Below are 17,959 nucleotides of genomic sequence, written 5' to 3' on the forward strand. Positions count from 1 at the left end.
AGTGATCTCGGTTGATTGTGGGCAGCTTCCCGGGGTGAGGTTGGGGGAGGTGGAACGGCTCCGGGGTGAGTTGGCGGAGTTCGTTGCCGATGTGTTCGGGTCGTTGCCGCGGCGGGATCAGCGGCGGTGGGGCGAGTGTTATCTGCGGGGCCTGATGCTCGATGGCCGGCGCAAGTCGGTCCAGCCGATGGCCGAGCGTCTGCCGGACGGGAACATGCAGGCCCTGCAGCAGTTCGTGAACCAGTCGCCGTGGGATCCGCTGCCGGTCAGGCAGCGGATCGCCGAGCGGCTGTCCGAGGTGATCACACCTGAGGTGTGGGTGATCGACGACGTGTCGTTCCCCAAGTGCGGCAAGGCGTCGGCCGGAGTGGCCCGCCAGTACTGCGGAGCACTCGGCAAACGGGCGAACTGCCAGGTCGCGGTCAGTGTCCATGCCGCCACCGACACCGCCTCGTGCCCGTTGCAGTGGCAGTTGTATCTGCCGCGTGAGTGGACGGATGAGCCGGACCGATGCCGCAGAGCAGGAGTCCCCGACGACGTGGTGCACCAGGAGAAGTGGCGTCTCGCGCTCGGCCTGCTGGACACGCTCGCCGACTGGCGGTTGAAGGCGCCGGTCGTGGTCGCCGACGCCGGATACGGCGTCAGCACCCCCTTCCGGCTCGGCCTTGAGGAGCGAGGGCTGTCCTATGTTCTGGCCCTGAACGGGAAGGAAGTCGCTCACCCGGAGAATACCGAGCCGCACCAGCCTGCTTACGGTGGGCTCGGGCCGCCCACCCTTGCCCGCTATCGCACCCCACCACGAGCCGTCTGCGTCCTCGCAGCGGAGGCGGGTGCGGAGCGGTTCACCGAGGTGACCTGGAGGCAGGGCAGCAAAGGCGCGATGACCTCACGGTTCGCGGTGCTGAGCGTGCGGCCCGCGGGCAAGCAGTCCCTCGCCGCAGCCCAGGCGGCGGGCGGCGGCCGCAACCAGTGGGACGGTGTCCTGCCCGTCCAGACACTCCTCGTTGAATGGCCGGAGGGCCAGGACACTCCGACGGACTACTGGATATCGAATCTGCCCGCCACCACACCGGCCGCTGACCTGGTGCGGTGGGCGAAGATGCGCTGGCGGATCGAGCACGATTACCGCGAGCTCAAGCATGGCCTGGGACTGGACCACTTCGAGGGCCGCACCTGGCGCGGCTGGCACCACCACGTCACCCTCGTCACCGCCGCCCAGGCCTTCCTCACCCTCAGGCGGCTCGACCCAAAAGTCCGCACACCGGCCTGACCCTCTACCAGGTCCTCGACATTCTTCAGGACCTGCTCAGGTGCTGGACCGGTACCTGCACCACCTGCGGACGCCCCCTGCCCAACCCCCGAAGAAGCCACAGACAGCCCAGAACCTAACGAAGCACTACTAGGGCCTGTCGTTTGGATCAGGTCGCAGGAAACTGACGGTTTCTGGAAATCGCCGGTGAGCGGGGTCTGGTGCGTGCGGTTGCAAGGCGGAGGAGGGCGGCGATGCGGAGCATCGGCAACCGACGACAACGCGGCAGATGCGCGTGCCGGACCCCGCGTCTGCGGCGTGATCCAAACGACAGGCCCTAGTAGTGCTTCGTTACGTTGAGTGATCTCGGTTGATTGTGGGCAGCTTCCCGGGGTGAGGTTGGGGGAGGTGGAACGGCTCCGGGGTGAGTTGTCGGAGTTCGTTGCCGATGTGTTCGGGTCGTTGCCGCGGCGGGATCAGCGGCGGTGGGGCGAGTGTTATCTGCGGGGCCTGATGCTCGATGGCCGGCGCAAGTCGGTCCAGCCGATGGCCGAGCGTCTGCCGGACGGGAACATGCAGGCCCTGCAGCAGTTCGTGAACCAGTCGCCGTGGGATCCGCTGCCGGTCAGGCAGCGGATCGCCGAGCGGCTGTCCGAGGTGATCACACCTGAGGTGTGGGTGATCGACGACGTGTCGTTCCCCAAGTGCGGCAAGGCGTCGGCCGGAGTGGCCCGCCAGTACTGCGGAGCACTCGGCAAACGGGCGAACTGCCAGGTCGCGGTCAGTGTCCATGCCGCCACCGACACCGCCTCGTGCCCGTTGCAGTGGCAGTTGTATCTGCCGCGTGAGTGGACGGATGAGCCGGACCGATGCCGCAGAGCAGGAGTCCCCGACGACGTGGTGCACCAGGAGAAGTGGCGTCTCGCGCTCGGCCTGCTGGACACGCTCGCCGACTGGCGGTTGAAGGCGCCGGTCGTGGTCGCCGACGCCGGATACGGCGTCAGCACCCCCTTCCGGCTCGGCCTTGAGGAGCGAGGGCTGTCCTATGTCCTGGCCCTGAACGGGAAGGAAGTCGCTCACCCGGAGAATACCGAGCCGCACCAGCCTGCTTACGGTGGGCTCGGGCCGCCCACCCTTCCCCGCTATCGCACCCCACCACGAGCCGTCTGCGTCCTCGCAGCGGAGGCGGGTGCGGAGCGGTTCACCGAGGTGACCTGGCGGCAGGGCAGCAAAGGCGCGATGACCTCACGGTTCGCGGTGCTGAGCGTGCGGCCCGCGGGCAAGCAGTCCCTCGCCGCAGCCCAGGCGGCGGGCGGCGGCCGCAACCAGTGGGACGGTGTCCTGCCCGTCCAGACACTCCTCGTTGAATGGCCGGAGGGCCAGGACACTCCGACGGACTACTGGATATCGAATCTGCCCGCCACCACACCGGCCGCTGACCTGGTGCGGTGGGCGAAGATGCGCTGGCGGATCGAGCACGATTACCGCGAGCTCAAGCATGGCCTGGGACTGGACCACTTCGAGGGCCGCACCTGGCGCGGCTGGCACCACCACGTCACCCTCGTCACCGCCGCCCAGGCCTTCCTCACCCTCAGGCGGCTCGACCCAAAAGTCCGCACACCGGCCTGACCCTCTACCAGGTCCTCGACATTCTTCAGGACCTGCTCAGGTGCTGGACCGGTACCTGCACCACCTGCGGACGCCCCCTGCCCAACCCCCGAAGAAGCCACAGACAGCCCAGAACCTAACGAAGCACTACTAGGTGTGCTGATCGGACAGGTTGGTGACGCGGCTGGCTGGTGTTTGGCCGCTGATGCCGGTGTGGGGTCGGTGGTAGTTGTACCAGTCCAGCCAGTCGGGAAACGCGGCCTGGCGCTCGGCATCTGAGGTGTAGGGACGCTGGTAGGCCCACTCGTCGAGCAGGGTGCGGTGGAAGCGTTCGACCTTGCCGTTCGTCTGGGGCCGCCAGGGGCGGGTCCAGCGGGGGCCGATGCCCAGGTCTTGGCAGGTGTCGCGCCAGGTGTTCTTGGTGTAGGCCCAGGCGTTGTCGGTCAGTACGCGTTCGACGGTGACGCCCTGGCTGGCGAACCAGGCGGTGGCCCGGCCCAGGAAGGCCGCGCAGGTGGCGGCCTTCTCGTCGGGCAGGTCTTCGGTGTAGGCCAGGCGGGAGTGGTCGTCCAGGGCGGTGTGCAGGTAGGCGTATCCGGCGCCGTTGCGGCGGTCTTTGTTCGGGCTGCCTGCTGCCCGGCCCAGTACCTTGTGGCCGCCGCCATCAGGGATGCGGCCGAGTTTCTTGACGTCGATGTGGACCAGTTCGCCGGGCCGGGCGCGTTCGTAGCGGCGGACGGGTTCGCCGGTGGCCCGGTCGCAGGCGGCCAGGGCGGGCAGGTGGTGCCGTTGCAGGATGCGGTGGGCGGTGGAGGCGGCGATGTTGCAGCGGGCGGCCAGCCGGACCGGTCCGATGCGATGTTCGCGGCGCAGGCGCACGACCTGTTCCTCGACAGTGTCCGGGGTGCGGCGGGGCTGGTGGTGCGGGCGGCTGGAGCGGTCCTGCATCCCGGCGGGGCCGTGCTTGCGGTAGCGGCTTGCCCAACGTGCCGCGGTGGTGTGGCTGACCTGGAAGCGTTCCGCGGCCCGCCGGAGCGGCCATCCGCCGTCGACGACACACCGGGCCAGACGCAGCCGGCCGGTCGCGGTCAGCGGGGCATTACGGTGGAACAACGAGGGCCTCCTGGGCATCGGTGCAGACTTCGCAATCCACACCGAACCCAGAGGCCCTCGCTCCGTTCAAGGACCACTCAAGGCGTGTCGCCTGTCACCAACGTCCCGGGACAGCACACCTAGGCCGTTTCTGACGGCTCTTGGACGGTGTCTCGAAGCCAGATGACGATCGCGGTGACGGTGAGGGTGCCGTTGAAGATGTAGTCGCGTTTGTCGTACCGGGTGGCCACCGCGCGGAACTGTTTCCACTTGTTGATGCACCGCTCGACTGCGTTGCGGCTGCGGTACTGAGTTTTGTCGAAGGCTGGGGCCCGGCCACCAAAGCGTCCGCGGCGCTTCCGGTGGGCCCGCTGGTCATCGGGCTGCGCGATGGTGGCCTTGATCCCGCGCCGCCGCAGGTAGGCGCGGTTGTCGCGGCTGGAGTACGCCTTGTCGCCGCGCACCCGGTCCGGCCGGCTGCGCGGGCGGCCCATACCGCGCCGCTGGATGCGCAGGCCGTCCAGCACCGGGGCGAACATCGGGCTGTCACCCCGCTGACCGGGCGAGGTCAGCCAGTGCAGCGGGCGGGCCCGGTCGTCGGAGAGCAGATGGACCTTGCTGGTCAGCCCGCCCCGTGAGCGTCCCAACGCCTCCCGCCCATCTGCCTCCTCACGCGCCCCGCCCCCTTTTGCGGGTAGTCGGCCGGGGGCTTGCGCGGTGCCCCGGCTGCGTGCTGATGCGCCCGGCAGGAAGTCGAGTCGATGTTCACCGCCCACTCTTGTCGGGCAAGCGCCCCGTCCGGGTCGCCGGCATCCGCCTCGATCTGTAACTCGCGCAGGATCGCCCTCCAGGTGCCGTCGGCCGACCAGCGGCGATGACGCTCGTAGACGGTTTGCCAGGGACCGTACCGTTCCGGCAGGTCCGGCCAGGGCACCCCCGTCCGGGCCCGGAACAGCACCCCATTGATCACCCTGCGGTGATCCGCCCACTGCCCACCCGGCCTGCCGTTACCGGGCAGGAGAGCTTCGATCTTCCGCCACTGCGCGTCCGTGAGCTCGTGTCGCCGCACCATACGAGCGTCCTGCCCGGCTGACCACGAGATCCACCCAGCCAACAAGAGCCATCAGAAACGGCCTAACCCTCTTCGCCCGGCTCCCAGTCCAGCAGCCGCACCTTCGCCACCGTGCGGACGTGGCGGCGCATGGCCGTGGCCGCCTGGCGGGGCTGCTGCGCGGCGATCGCGTCGAGGATGGCCTGGTGCTGGGAGAGGGACCGGGACGGGCGGCCGGGCTGGCGGAGCGACTCGGTGCGGCTCTCGGCGATCTGCTCGGAGATGGAGCGCATGAACTCGGCGAGCAGACTGCTGTGGGCCGCCGCCGTCACGGCCGCGTGGAACAGGCGGTCGCCCTCCACACCGTGACCGTCCGCCTCGATCTCCTCGGCCATGTGCGCGAGCGCCGAGCGCATCGCCGCCAGGTCGTCCTCCGTGCGCCGCTCGGCCGCCAGTTCGGCGAGCTTCGTCTCCAGCGCCTCCCGGGCCTCCAGGACGTCCGGGAGGCGCCTTCGGCGTTCGACCATCCGCTCGACGGGCTCGGTGTCGAGGCTGTCCCGCACGAGGTACGTACCGCCCCCGTGCCGGGCCTCCACCAGGCCCTGGACCTCCAGCACCACGATCGCCTGCTTCACCGAGGCCCGGCTGACCCCGAGCCGCTGCGCGAGATCACGCTCGGGCGGCAGCCGGTCGCCGGCGCGCAGCCCGCCCTCGGCGACGTACTGGCGCAGCCGCTCCAGCACCTGTTCGTAGAGGCGCTGTTTCGTCATGGGGCGCAGGGCGTCGGTCACGGAGTCCCCCTCTCGCCGGGAGCGTAGCACCGGGCCTTGCCGTGTTCGTCCCGTTAGTGGACGAGTGGCTGAACCAATTTTCCCCCGACCCCTTGACGGGCGCCCGGGCCGCACCCACGCTTTCAGCCAACGCACCTCAAGTGGCTCATCCACTTGGCCACTCACAGGTACTCCCAGGTACTCCCCACCGCTCCGGGGCCCAACGACGGGAGCCCGTATGTCGCCCGAACTCATCTCGATCCTCGTCCTCGTCGTGGTGTTCGTCATCGCCACCACCCGTTCCGTCAACATGGGCGCGCTCGCCTTCGCCGCGGCCTTCGGGGTGGGCGGGCTCGTCGCCGGCCTCGACGCGGACGGCATCTTCGCCGGTTTCCCCGGCGACCTGTTCGTCGTCCTGGTCGGCGTCACGTACCTCTTCGCGATCGCCCGCGCCAACGGCACCACCGACTGGCTGGTGCACGCCGCGGTCCGGCTCGTGCGGGGGCGGGTGGCGCTCATCCCCTGGGTGATGTTCGCGCTGACCGGCGCGCTCACAGCGATCGGCGCGGTCAGCCCGGCGGCGGTCGCGATCGTCGCCCCGATCGCACTGAGCTTCGCCACGCGCTACGGGATCAGCCCGCTCCTGATGGGCGCGATGGTCGTGCACGGCGCCCAGGCCGGCGGCTTCTCCCCGATCAGCATCTACGGCTCGATCGTCAACGGCATCGTCGAACGGGAGAAGCTGCCCGGCAACGAGCTCGTCCTCTTCCTGGCGTCCCTCGCGGCGAACCTGGTCATCGCCGGGGTGGTGTTCGTGGTGTGCGGAGGGCTGAAGCTGGGGGCGGACCCAGCTGCGGGCAGTCGTGCCACTGGGGCGGCGCCCGCCCCACAGAAAGCAGCACCTGGCCCCGCCGAGCCGCGGACCCACCCCGCTCCAGCCACCCCCACCCTGAGCCCGGAAGAAACCAGCCTCACCCCGTCCCGCACAGCCACCCTCACCTCCCTCCTCGCCCTGGTCGTCGCCGTCCTCGTCTTCGACCTCGACGCCGGCCTCACCGCCATCACCCTTGCCGTCATCCTCAGCACCGCCTGGCCCGAAGACAGCCGCAAGGCAGTGGGCGAGATCGCCTGGCCCACCGTCCTCCTCATCTGCGGCGTCCTCACCTACGTAGGCGTCCTCGACGAAATGGGCACCATCACCTGGGCCGGCGAGGGCGTAGGCGGCATCGGAGTCCCCCTCCTCGCCGCCCTCCTGCTCTGCTACATCGGCGCACTGGTATCCGCCTTCGCCTCCTCCGTGGGAATCATGGGCGCGCTGATCCCCCTGGCCGTCCCCTTCCTGGAGCGGGGCGAGATCGGCGCGATAGGCATGGTCGCCGCACTCGCCGTATCGGCGACCGTCGTGGACGTGAGCCCGTTCTCCACGAACGGCGCCCTGGTCCTGGCCGCCGCGCCGGACGTGGACCGCGAGCGTTTCTTCCGGCAGCTGATGGTGTACGGAGGAATCGTGGTGGCGGTCGTACCGGCGGCGGCATGGCTGGTGATGGTCGTGCCCGGCTGGGGATAGCCGGCCGATGACCCGTGACAGGCAGAACAGCTAAGGAGATGTGACGCGTGACCTCTCTCTTCCCGGCCCTGACCAGCGGCCCCGCCGACCGGCCCGCCCTGCGGTTCGGCGAGCGCTCACTGACGTACGGAGAGCTCGCCGCCGCGGCCGGTGCGACGGCGGAACACCTCCGGGCCGCGCGCCGGGTCGCCGTCTGGGCGACGCCCACGATGGAGACCGCCGTCGCGGTCGTCGCAGCCCTGCTGGCCGGCGTCCCCGCCGTACCGCTCAACCCCAAGTCGGGCGAGAAGGAACTCGGCCACATCCTGTCGGACAGCGCCCCCGACCTGGTGCTCACGGCCCCGGAGGACCAACTCCCCGCCCCCGTACGGGACCTGCCCCGCCTCGACGTCGACGTACACGGCACCGGCCCCGCCGCCCCCGAGGAGCAAGCCGACGACGCCGACCCGGCCCTGATCGTCTACACCTCCGGCACCACCGGCCCGCCCAAGGGCGCCGTCATCCCGCGCCGGGCGATCTCCTCGACCCTGGACGCGCTGGCCGACGCCTGGCAGTGGAGCGGCGACGACGTCCTCGTCCACGGACTGCCGCTGTTCCACGTCCACGGCCTGGTCCTGGGCACGCTCGGACCGCTGCGGCGCGGCGGGTCGGTCCGGCACCTGGGCCGGTTCAGCACCCAGGGCGTGGCCCGTGAGCTGGCCGGCGGCGCGACCATGCTGTTCGGCGTGCCGACGATGTACCACCGGATCGCGGAGGCGGTGACCAGTGACCCGGATCTGGTGAAGGCACTGACCGGGGCGCGGCTGCTGGTCTCCGGTTCGGCCGCGCTGCCCGTGCACGACCACGGGCGGATCGCGACCGCGACCGGGCGGCGGGTGATCGAGCGCTACGGCATGACGGAGACGCTGATGAACACCAGCGTCCGCGCGGACGGCGAGGCCCGCCCGGGCACGGTCGGCGTGCCGCTGCCGGGCGTGGAGCTGCGGCTGGTCGAGGAGGACGGCTCGGAGGTCGGCGCGTACGACGGGGAGACCGTCGGCGAGATCCAGGTGCGCGGCCCGAACCTGTTCACCGAGTACCTCAACCGGCCCGACGCCACCGCCGCCGCCTTCACCTCCGACGGCTGGTTCCGCACAGGCGACATGGCGGTGCGCGACCCCGACGGCTATGTCCGGATCGTCGGCCGCAAGGCCACCGACCTGATCAAGAGCGGCGGTTACAAGATCGGGGCCGGGGAGATCGAGAACGCGCTCCTCGAACACCCGGGGGTGCGGGAGGCCGCGGTCACCGGGGAGCCGGACCCCGACCTGGGCGAGCGGATCGTGGCGTGGATCGTGCCCGCTGATCCCCAGTCGCCGCCCGCCCTGGCCGAGTTGGCCGATCATGTGGCCCAGCGCCTCGCACCGCACAAGCGCCCACGGGTCGTGCACCACCTGAACGCGCTGCCCCGCAACGACATGGGGAAGATCATGAAGCGGGCGCTGACCCATGAGTGACCGGCCGATGAGTGACCAGCCGGCCGACCGCCATTCGGCTCGCGAGATCGTCGCCCTCGTCGCCGACGACTCCACCTTCGCCGAACTCCCCGCGTCCATGAGGGACCCCAGGCCTGACGGCCCACTCGCTTGGCCGGGCTACGACGCCTCCCGCGCCCGTGCCGCCGAACGCACCGGCGAGCAGGAGTCCGTCGTCTGCGGCACCGCCCGGATCGGCGGCGCCCGGGCCGTGCTGATCGCGTTCGAGTTCGGCTTCCTCGGCGGCTCCCTGGGGCAGCGCACCGGCGACCTGCTGGAGGCGGCGTACATGTACGCCCGTGACCACCGCCTCCCGGTCGTACCGCTGGTCGCCACCGGCGGCAGCCGGATGCAGGAGGGCATGCTCGCGCTGACCCAGCTCCAGCGGGTGGCCCGGCAGTCGGCGCTCACCAGGGAGGCCGGTCTGGCCCAGGTCGCCGTGGTGCGCGACCCGACGACCGGAGGCGGCTGGGCCACCCTCGGCGCGGGCGCGGACGTGGTCCTCGCGCTGCCCGGAGCGCAGGTCGGCTTCGCCGGCTCCCGGGTGCGGCCGGCGGACGCCGACCCTGCCGCGTACACGGCCGAGGCGCAGCTCGCGGCGGGGGCGGTGGACGCGGTCGTACAGCCGGAGGAACTGCGCGAGGCGCTGGGGCGGTGGCTGCCGCTGCTGACGTCACCGTCCGGCACGCCCGCCCCGCCGCCGGAACCGCTCGGCGCCAGCGCGGGCCTGCCCGGCACGGGCTGGGACGCCGTACGACGTGCCCGCTCACCCCGGCGTCCGCGCGCCGCCGCCTATCTGGACGCCTACTTCACCCACCGGGTCGCGATCAGCGGCGACCGCTGCGGCGGCACCGACCCGGACGGGATGCTGTGCGGGTTCGGTGAACACGAGGGCCGTACGGTCGCGTACGCGGCGCAGACCGGGACCGCGACCCGCCCCGCCGGCTATCGCACCGCCGCCCGGCTGATCCGGCTCGCGGACCGGCTCGGCATCCCGGTGCTGACCCTCGTCGACACCCCGGGCGCGGCCAACGACGCGGAGGCGGAGCGGCAGGGCGCGGGCGCGGCGATCGCCGACCTGTTCGCGGCGGTGGCGGGCGCCCGTACGCCGGTGACGACGCTGGTGACAGGCGAGGGCGGCTCGGGCGGCGCGCTGGCCCTGGCCGCGCCCGGCAACACCTGGGCGACGGCCGACAGTTACTTCTCGGTGATCGCCCCGGAACTCGCGGCGGCCATCCTCAAGCGGCCGCCGCGCGAGGTCGAGCCGACGGCGGACCAGCTCCGCGTCCGGCCGCAGGATCTGGTGGAACTGGGGGTGATCCGCGGCACGGTGGGTCCGTAAGCACGGTGGGTCCGTAAGCACAGTGGGTCCGTGAGTCCGGTGGATGCCCCACGCAACATCAAGTACCTTCCGTAACAATGGAAATGCTCAGCGCAGTGGGACGAGCAAGGGAACGACGGGGGCGCCATGGACGGGTTGGTCGAATTCAGGACCGGTGACGGTGCCGTGGTCGCGGTCGAGGGGGTGGAGGAGCGGTCCGGCTCCCGCCTGGTCTCCCGCGGCGACGGGGCGGTCCAGGCGACCCGTACCTTCGAGGGCGCCCTGGACGGGGTGCGCTCCGCGGCCGAGTCCGCGCTGCGGGTCTTCCGGGACGGCTCGCTGAAGCCCGACGGCGTGGAGATCGAGTTCGGGGTGAAACTGTCCGCCGAGGCGGGCGCGTTCATCGCCAAGGGGACCGCCGAGGGGCATCTCGTGGTCAAGCTGTCCTGGTCTCCGTCCGCTCCGGAGGCCCCGTCCACTCCGGAGGCCCCGTCCGCTCCGGGTGCCGGTGCGCGGGAGGCCGGCGCCGCCTCATGAACAGCGCCGTGGGCAGCGCCCTGGAGACCACCCTGAACAGCGCCGAGTGGCACGCCCGGGTCGAATCACGCGGCCAGGTGGCCGGAGCGGGCTTCCTGGTCACCCCCAGCACGGTGCTGACCTGCGCCCATGTCGTGCAGGACGGCGACGGCCTGACGGTGACCTTCACGGAGCTGCCCGGCTCCCCGGCCGTGCCCGCCCGGGTCGTCGCCCACGGCGGCTGGACCGGCTCGAGCACCGACCTCGGTGACCTCGCCGTGCTGGAACTGGACCGGGAGATGCCCATCGCCCCGGCCGCGCTCGCGCCCGTCGACGCCGCGCACGGCACGAGCCCCCGCAAGCTCGTCGTCTACGGCTTCCCGGCCGGCTTCGACGAGGGCACCCTCGCCGAATACCGCGTCACCGCACCGCAGTTGATCAAACGGGAATGGCTCCAGCTGGAGGCCTGGCACCAGGGCGGCCAGGCCCTGGCACCCGGCTTCAGCGGGGCCGCCGTCACCCTGGCCGACACCGGCGAGGTCATCGGCATGGTCACGGCGGCGGCCGGCAGCCGGGACGTGCGCAACGGCCGGATGATGCCCACCCAGGTCATGGCCCGCTACTGGCCCGGCCTGCAGAGCCTCGTCCCCACCTCCGACCACGCCGGCGCCGACCGGGCCCGGCTGCGCGCCCTGGTCGAGAAGGCGGCCCGGACGGGCGTGGACTGCGACCCGGCCCGGCTCTACACCGCCGCCGCCGACCCCTTCGACCCGCCGCCGCCCGAAGAGGGGTTCGCATCGCTCTGGTCGGCGGCCCTGTTCGTGCTGTGCGAACTCGACGGCCCGGGCGCCGGGCGGACCGTGTCCCGGTTCGCCGACCGGCTCGAAGCCCTGCTGCACACCCCGGCCGTGGAGCCGTCGGCGCCCGACTGGTCGCCCATCCTCGTCGAACTGGGGCACAGCGGAGCGGGCGACGGCCTGGTCCGGGTCGAGGTGTCCGCGTACAGCGAGGGGCGACGGCACCCGGTGGACTCCGGCACGGTCGAACAGCACCGGCTGCACGCCTACGTACGGGACCGGATCGAGGCGGCGTTCCGGTATCTGACGCCCGGCGCCGACGAACTCGTCGCGTTCGCGCTGCCCCGGGACTGGCTGGACTGGCCCGTCGACCTCTGGGAGAGCGCCCCCGACGACGCGACGCCGCTCGGCTGCGTCTACCCGCTGGTCGTCACCGACCACGCCCGGCGCAAGGCCAGCACCCGGCATGTCCTGACCCGGGCGTGGAAGCGCCTGGACTTGCTGCCGGGCGCGCGGATGCACCGTGTGGAGTGCGGCGGCCCGGAGGAGCCCGGGCGGCTGCGGATGCGGATGCGGCGGCCCGACGCCTGCCTCGCCGGGTTCGGCACCGCCCCGGCCGCCTCCCGTACCCGGCCGCACTTCGACACCTCGCTCACCGCGCCGGCCCCGGTCATCGTGTGGTCGCGCGGCGGCTGCGACTCGGGGCAGGAGGAGTGCGCCGGAGCGGACGGCTGCACCGGCAAGGCCTTCCTCGACGCGCTCGACGCCTGTCTGGCAGCCGTACCGCCCGCCGAACTCCCCCGCCACATCCTGGCCCTGCGCGAGGAGGCCGACGCGGAGGAGGACCACTGGGCGCACGGCATCCAGCTGCTCTGGGACGACCCGCGCGTCTTCACCGACCCGCACGCGGTCATCGCCGCGCACGCGGGGTCGCCGGTGTCCTGACCCACCCGGACGCGTTCCGGGGCGCCTTGAGAAACACCAGCACGAAAACGGAGAGCGGAGACCACCCCCCATGCCGCACTGGTCGGTCTACACCGGCAGGAACGAGCCGCACGACGGCATCGACCACCTCCCCGTCCCCCCGCCCTGGCGTGCCTTCGACGGCGGGCCCACCCTGCCGCCGCCCGACGACAGGGACGACTCGACGGCCGTCTCGCCCGACCGCGTGCACCGGGCCAGGTCGTACGTGGCCACCCCGGAGAGCGTCCGGCTCGTCAACGCCGCGCTCTGCCTGCGCCGCCCCCTGCTCGTCACCGGCCCGCCCGGCACCGGCAAGTCCTCACTGGCGTACGCGGTGGCGCGCGAGCTGCGCCTCGGCCCGGTGCTGCGCTGGAACATCACCAGCCGCAGCTCGCTGTCCGACGGCCTCTACCAGTACGACCCGCTGTCCCGGCTCTACGCGGCCCGGGAGCGGCAGGACCGGCAAGACCGGCAGCGGCAGGACCGGCCGGCCGCCGGCGACGTCGAGGACCATCTGCGTCTGGGTCCGCTCGGCACGGCCCTGCTCCCCTATGACCGGCCCCGGGCCCTGCTCGTCGACGAGATCGACAAGAGCGACCTCGACCTGCCCAACGACCTGCTGAACGTCCTGGAGGAGGGCCAGTACGAGATCCCCGAACTGGTCCGCGCCGCCCGCCACTCGGACGACACCGCGGCCGAGGTCCTCGCCGACGGCACGGACACCCCGGTCGCCGTCCACCGCGGCCGGGTCCGCTGCCGGGCCTTCCCGTTCGTCGTGCTGACCAGCAACGGCGAACGCGAGTTCCCGCCCGCCTTCCTGCGCCGCTGCGTCCGGCTGAAGCTGCGCCGCCCCGACCGCGACCAGCTCACCGACATCGTCCGCGCCCACCTCGACACCCCGGACGCCACCGCGGACCGTCTGATCACCCGCTTCCTGGAGCGTGCCAACGGCGGCGAACTCGCCACCGACCAGCTCCTGAACGCCCTCTACCTCACCGGAGTCTCCGGCCTGGACGCCGAGTCCCGCGACGACCTCGCCGAGCAACTGATGCCGTACCTCAGCGCGACGGCCGACGGCGATGGCTTCTGAGCACGGAGCCGGGCAGTCCCCCGTCGCCCGCCTGGCCGCCGCGCTGTCCGCGGCCGGTGCGTCGCCGACGCCCCGGGAGCTGGCGGAACTGCTGTGGCTGGCGGGCCGGTTGGAGGCGCACGAGCCGTCCGTGGAGGAGCCCCGGCCCGTCGGTCCCGCCACGCCCGAGGAGGCAGCCGGGGCCCTCACGCCCGAGGGCGACTCCCCAGCCGCCCCCGTACCACCGCGTTCCTCCGAACCGCCCCCGACGGCCCCGGCGCCCACGCCCGACCGCGTTCCCCTGCGCCTGCCCGCACCGCGTCCCCCGGGCCTCGCGCAGGGAGACGGATCCGGCGGCGGTTCACCCCTTCTCGCCCCCGCACCCCCGATGCTGCCCCACCCCCTCGCGCTGCAGCGCGCCCTGCGCCCGCTGCAGCGCAAGGTGCCCTCCCCGCACCTGCGGGTGCTCGACGAACGGGCGACGGCCGACCGGATCGCCCGGCTCGGCGCCCACCCCGACGTATGGCTCCCGGTGCTGCGCCCGGCCCCCGACCGCTGGCTGCGGCTGAACCTCGTGCACGACACCGGTCCCACCATGCCGGTCTGGCGCCCCCTGGTGAGCGAACTGCACACGGCACTCGCCCAGTCGGGCATCTTCCGCACGGTCACCCTGCACCCGGCCACGCCCGACGGCCGGGCCCGCCAGGTCCCCGTCCTCGGCGACGGCCGTACGGTCACCCTCGTCGTCAGCGACTGCATGGGCCCGCAGTGGCGCCCGGGCGAGGCGGGCGACCGCTGGTACCGCACGCTGCGCCACTGGGCCCGCCACCTGCCGGTCGCCGTGGTCCAGCCCCTGCCGGAACACCTCTGGCCCACCACGGCACTCCCCGCCGAACCGGGCCTGCTGACCGCCCCGTCCACGGCGGCGCCCTCGGCGGCGCTCACCTTCGCCCCCTACGAAGCCACGCCGGCCCCCGACCAGGCCCTGCCCCTGCCGGTGCTGGAACCGGGCGCGGCCTGGCTCGCCCACTGGGCGGCCCTGGTCCGCGACCCCGGCGGCGCCCGCACCCCGGGCGCGGCGGCCTGGCTGCCGCCCGCCCCCGCACCACCCGCCGAACCGGTCCCCGACCTCGCCTCGGCGTCCCCGGAGGACCTGGTGCTGCGCTTCCGAGCGACCGCGTCCCCGGAGGCCTTCCGCCTCGCCGGGCATCTCGCGCTGGCGGTCCCCTCGGTGCCGGTGATGCGCCTCGTCCAGCGCGCCGTGGACCGCGACCCGCGCCCCCAGCACCTCGCCGAGGTGATCCTCAGCGGCATGCTCGCCGCAGCCCCCGGCCCACCTGGCTCCTACGAATTCCGGTCCGGTGTGCGGGAGTTGCTGCTGCGCTCCCTGCCCCGCACGGCCCGGGGCAGGACCCGGGAGTTCCTTGAGCGCGTCGGCGGTCTGATCGACGAGCGAGCGGGGCTCGCGGCCGGGGAGTTCCGGGCGGAGACGGACGGCGGACAGAACGGCTCGGGGCCGGCGTTCGCGACGGTGAGCGAGGAGACGGTACGGCGGCTGGGCGGGGAGGGGCGGCAGGAGCCGCTGTTCGCGGGGCGGTACCGGCTGGCCGAGCCGCGAGGGGCCGGCCGGCGGAAGGTGCGGGCGGTGGACGTCCACACCGGCCGGCAGGTGGTCGTACAGATGTATCGCGACCGGCCCGCGCCGCACGAGCGGTTCCTGAGGCAGGCCCGCGCGCTGGCCGGCGTCGACGATCCGCACGTGGTGCGGGTGCTCGACTTCGGGATGGAGGGCAACACGCCTTACCTGGTCACGGAGTTCGTGGACGGGCTGACGCTCTCCGAAATCCTCTCGGGCATCTCCTTCTGGACGTTCGCACGCCTGGTGTGCCAGGGCCTGGCCGGCCTCGACGCGCTCCACGCGCACGGACTGGTGCGCGGGGAGCCCGGCCCCGCGGGCCTGTTGTTCCGGCCCGACGGCACGGTGATGATCAGCCGGGTCGCGCTGGGCGAGGAGTCCCGGGGCAAGGGCCCCGAGTCGGACGTGACCGAATTCCGCTGGTTCCTCAAGCAGCTGGCCGCAGGCGTGGCGATTCCCCACGAGCACAGGGAGCTGCTCGACCGGATCGACGGGCGCAGGATGCGCGAAGCCGCCGGATACGCCGCCGGGCTGCCCGCGACGGCCTCGTGGCCGCCCTCGCGCGGCTTCACACTGCTCGGCCCTCTGCGCATCAGCGACGGCACGGACGTCGTCGAGCCCCCTTCACCGGAGGCCCAGGCGCTGCTGTGCATGCTGCTCCTCCACCGCGGCCGCCGTGTGAGCCACGCCGAGCTGGCCGGAGGGCTGTGGGCGGAGCCGCCGGCGGAACGCGAGGCCGAAGCCCGCATCGAGGGTCTGATTCCCGAGCTGCTACGGGTGCTGCCCCCCGGCGCGCTCGTCACTCTCCCCCATGCCTACGCCCTGCACGCACCGGACGTGTACGTCGACGTACTCCATTGCGAGGAGCTGCTCAGCGACACGATGCGCTGGCCCGCCGAGCTCGGCCGCGTCCTCGACCTCTGGTACGGCGACCCCCTGGACGGCATCCCCGGCCCCGCCGCCGCGGCCACCCGGGACCGCCTGCGCGCCCTGAGGCTGGACCTGGAGACCACACGGGCCGAACTGGACCGGGCGTCGTCCGAAGAGGCCGCCGGCCCCACGATCCTCTTCGAGGCGGACGACCTCACCGGCCACCCCGAGGCGCGCATCACCCTCGAGTACGCGGTGCACGAGATGCTGTCCCGGGGCTCCCTCGCCACCCACCAGACCGACGTCCGGGTCCGCGGCAACGGCTACGTGGTCCACACCGAGCCCGGCACCTACGTCCTGCCCGTGCTGGTCGCCGTACTGCGCTGGCTCCCCGAGGTCCTGACCGGGCTCGTGGACCCGCCGCCCCTCACCGTGACGTTCTGGGACCGGCCCACCCCGCCCGCGGTGGCGGTGCCCGTGCCCGCCGACCTCCAGGTGGTCGTCTCCCCGGCCGTGTACGAGCAGTTCGCCGGCAGCTCGGCGGCCCAGGGGCCCCGGCGCTTCCAGCCCGTCCACCAGGACGGCGCCACGGACACCCCGCCCGTCGCCTGGTTCTGCCCGCTGTCCCCCTCCACGGCCCCGGAACCCGAGGACCGCGACCTGGTGCGGGGGCCCTTCATCACCAACGATCTGCGCCGGCTCGGCATACCGGCCCCGGGCCGCACAGCCGTCGTCCACACCCAGCCGGACGGCCCGCTCACCCTCCTCAACCCCGCCCGGCCACACGGCGCCCGGCCGCCGCGGCACGTCACGTACTACGAGGTGGACCTCACCACGCACCAGTCCCATCACCGGGTCTCCCTGCCGAGCTCCGGCAAGGGCGCCTTCGCCGCCGCGGTCGAGCTGTCCTGGCACGTGGACGATCCGGTCGCCTTCGTCCGCGGCGAGGTCGCCCGGGTGTCCGAGCCGCTGCTCGGCCATCTGCTGGAGGAGGCGGCCCGGATCACCCGCCGCCATCCGCTGCGCCGGGCGGGCGCGGCCCAGCGCGCGGTCAACGCCGGGCTGCGCCGCTGGCCCGTGCCGGGTCTTTCGGTGACGGCGTCGGTGCAGCTGGCCCGGAGGGGGCGGCCCTGCCCGGACCTCAGGGCCCGGCCCCGGCGGCGCGCCCGCTGTCCGCTCTCCTCGGCGACGCCGAGACCGTACTGCTCGGCTTCGACGGCCCCGTGGCCCGCCTGTTCTCCGCGACCACCGCGCGCGAGGCCGCCCTCGACCTGCTCGCCCTGGTCGCCGAGCACCGCGACCCGAAGGACACCGTGGGCGGGGCGGGGCCGGAGACGTTCGTCCATCCGCTGGACGTCCTGCGGGCGTTCGCCCATGACGGGCTCGGCCCGCTGCTCCGGGACCGCCTGGACGAACTCGAACTGCTGGCGCTCCCGGCGGCGCCGACCACGCACAACTGTGTGCCGCTGGTCCGTGCCCTGCACGACTCAGGACGCCGTGTCAGCGTGGTCACGGACGTCGGCGCCCCGGCCGTCCACCGCTACCTCGAGCCCTACGGCCTCCCCCTGGCAGGCGTCCACGGCCGGGGCGAGGACCTCGCCCTGCTGACCCCGCACCCCGACTGTCTCCTGCGCGCGATGCACTCCTCGGGCGGCGCCGCCGCGACCGGTGTGCTCATCGGCTCCACGGTCGCCGAACTCACCGCCGCCCAGCAGGCCGGTCTGCGCTTCATCGGCCTCGCCCGCAACACCACCGCCGCCCGGCAACTCGGCGAGGCGGGCTGCGACACCACGGTCACGTCCCTGGCCCCCCTGCTGGAGGCAGCGCGCTCGCTCCAGCCCTAGCCAGTTCCAGGGCCTGCCGTTCGGATCACGCCGCAGACGCGGGGCTCGGCACGCCCGAACCCCCGTTCGGCGGTACCCCACCCGGCCCCCTT

13 protein-coding genes are annotated in these 17,959 nt (G+C 72.8%); 10 read left to right on the forward strand and 3 right to left on the reverse strand.

Annotated elements, in window-relative coordinates; genetic code table 11:
- The first annotated feature begins 34 nt into the window (after positions 1-34).
- Complete coding sequence (locus ACQEV8_RS13560; protein ID WP_432959887.1) at positions 35-1,270, forward strand: IS701 family transposase; 1,236 nt, start codon at positions 35-37, stop codon at positions 1,268-1,270.
- A 372-nt stretch (positions 1,271-1,642) separates the two neighbouring features.
- Complete coding sequence (locus tag ACQEV8_RS13565; RefSeq protein ID WP_432957533.1) at positions 1,643-2,878, forward strand: IS701 family transposase; 1,236 nt, start codon at positions 1,643-1,645, stop codon at positions 2,876-2,878.
- Between the two features lie 129 nt (positions 2,879-3,007).
- Here the strand turns inward: ACQEV8_RS13565 and ACQEV8_RS13570 are convergent, their stop codons facing one another.
- The 3 genes from ACQEV8_RS13570 to ACQEV8_RS13580 all read right to left on the reverse strand — a co-directional run bounded on the left by ACQEV8_RS13570 (position 3,008) and on the right by ACQEV8_RS13580 (position 5,791).
- Positions 3,008-3,970, reverse strand: coding sequence for an IS481 family transposase (locus ACQEV8_RS13570; RefSeq protein WP_432958423.1), 963 nt, complete (start codon positions 3,968-3,970; stop codon positions 3,008-3,010).
- Positions 3,971-4,089: 119 nt separating this feature from the next.
- A protein-coding gene (locus tag ACQEV8_RS13575; RefSeq protein WP_432972675.1) for an IS5 family transposase occupies positions 4,090-5,018 on the reverse strand; the annotation gives its coding sequence in 2 pieces (ribosomal slippage) (positions 4,090-4,650 and positions 4,653-5,018; 927 coding nt in all).
- Between the two features lie 65 nt (positions 5,019-5,083).
- Positions 5,084-5,791, reverse strand: a complete 708-nt coding sequence (locus ACQEV8_RS13580; protein WP_432959888.1) for a FadR/GntR family transcriptional regulator — start codon at positions 5,789-5,791, stop codon at positions 5,084-5,086.
- 217 nt (positions 5,792-6,008) lie between these two features.
- On the opposite strand from ACQEV8_RS13580, the gene ACQEV8_RS13585 reads away from it, so the two are divergent.
- The 8 genes from ACQEV8_RS13585 to ACQEV8_RS13620 all read left to right on the forward strand — a co-directional run bounded on the left by ACQEV8_RS13585 (position 6,009) and on the right by ACQEV8_RS13620 (position 17,867).
- On the forward strand, positions 6,009-7,337 hold the full coding sequence (locus tag ACQEV8_RS13585; RefSeq protein ID WP_432959889.1) for an SLC13 family permease: 1,329 nt from the start codon (positions 6,009-6,011) through the stop codon (positions 7,335-7,337).
- 47 nt (positions 7,338-7,384) lie between these two features.
- Entirely contained in the window at positions 7,385-8,833 is a 1,449-nt protein-coding gene (locus ACQEV8_RS13590; protein WP_432959890.1) for an acyl-CoA synthetase, read from the forward strand.
- A 7-nt stretch (positions 8,834-8,840) separates the two neighbouring features.
- Positions 8,841-10,193 (forward strand): carboxyl transferase domain-containing protein, encoded by a 1,353-nt coding sequence (locus tag ACQEV8_RS13595; protein WP_432959891.1) that lies wholly within the window; start codon positions 8,841-8,843, stop codon positions 10,191-10,193.
- 126 nt (positions 10,194-10,319) lie between these two features.
- A complete protein-coding gene (locus tag ACQEV8_RS13600) occupies positions 10,320-10,709 on the forward strand; it encodes a CU044_2847 family protein (RefSeq protein ID WP_432959892.1) in 390 nt (129 codons plus the stop codon).
- Positions 10,706-12,430: a trypsin-like peptidase domain-containing protein gene (locus tag ACQEV8_RS13605; protein WP_432959893.1), complete on the forward strand. Its 1,725-nt coding sequence runs from the start codon at positions 10,706-10,708 to the stop codon at positions 12,428-12,430. The genes ACQEV8_RS13600 and ACQEV8_RS13605 overlap by 4 nt, the downstream gene beginning before the upstream one ends.
- 70 nt (positions 12,431-12,500) lie before the next feature.
- On the forward strand, positions 12,501-13,538 hold the full coding sequence (locus ACQEV8_RS13610) for an AAA family ATPase (RefSeq protein WP_432959894.1): 1,038 nt from the start codon (positions 12,501-12,503) through the stop codon (positions 13,536-13,538).
- Positions 13,528-17,631: an SAV_2336 N-terminal domain-related protein gene (locus ACQEV8_RS13615; RefSeq protein WP_432959895.1), complete on the forward strand. Its 4,104-nt coding sequence runs from the start codon at positions 13,528-13,530 to the stop codon at positions 17,629-17,631. Before ACQEV8_RS13610 ends, ACQEV8_RS13615 begins: the two co-directional genes overlap by 11 nt.
- Positions 17,529-17,867: an HAD family hydrolase gene (locus tag ACQEV8_RS13620; protein ID WP_432959896.1), complete on the forward strand. Its 339-nt coding sequence runs from the start codon at positions 17,529-17,531 to the stop codon at positions 17,865-17,867. Before ACQEV8_RS13615 ends, ACQEV8_RS13620 begins: the two co-directional genes overlap by 103 nt.
- The last annotated feature ends 92 nt before the right edge of the window (positions 17,868-17,959 follow it).

The sequence above is a fragment of the Streptomyces sp. CA-179760 genome (assembly GCF_050937045.1).
Classification (GTDB): domain Bacteria; phylum Actinomycetota; class Actinomycetes; order Streptomycetales; family Streptomycetaceae; genus Streptomyces.

Coding starts and splice junctions, on each gene's coding strand:
- ACQEV8_RS13610 (WP_432959894.1), top strand. CDS start 12,501: ATGCCGCACTGGTCGGTCTACACCGGCAGGAACGAGCCGCACGACGGC.
- ACQEV8_RS13615 (WP_432959895.1), top strand. CDS start 13,528: ATGGCTTCTGAGCACGGAGCCGGGCAGTCCCCCGTCGCCCGCCTGGCC.
- ACQEV8_RS13605 (WP_432959893.1), top strand. CDS start 10,706: ATGAACAGCGCCGTGGGCAGCGCCCTGGAGACCACCCTGAACAGCGCC.
- ACQEV8_RS13595 (WP_432959891.1), top strand. CDS start 8,841: ATGAGTGACCAGCCGGCCGACCGCCATTCGGCTCGCGAGATCGTCGCC.
- ACQEV8_RS13600 (WP_432959892.1), top strand. CDS start 10,320: ATGGACGGGTTGGTCGAATTCAGGACCGGTGACGGTGCCGTGGTCGCG.
- ACQEV8_RS13585 (WP_432959889.1), top strand. CDS start 6,009: ATGTCGCCCGAACTCATCTCGATCCTCGTCCTCGTCGTGGTGTTCGTC.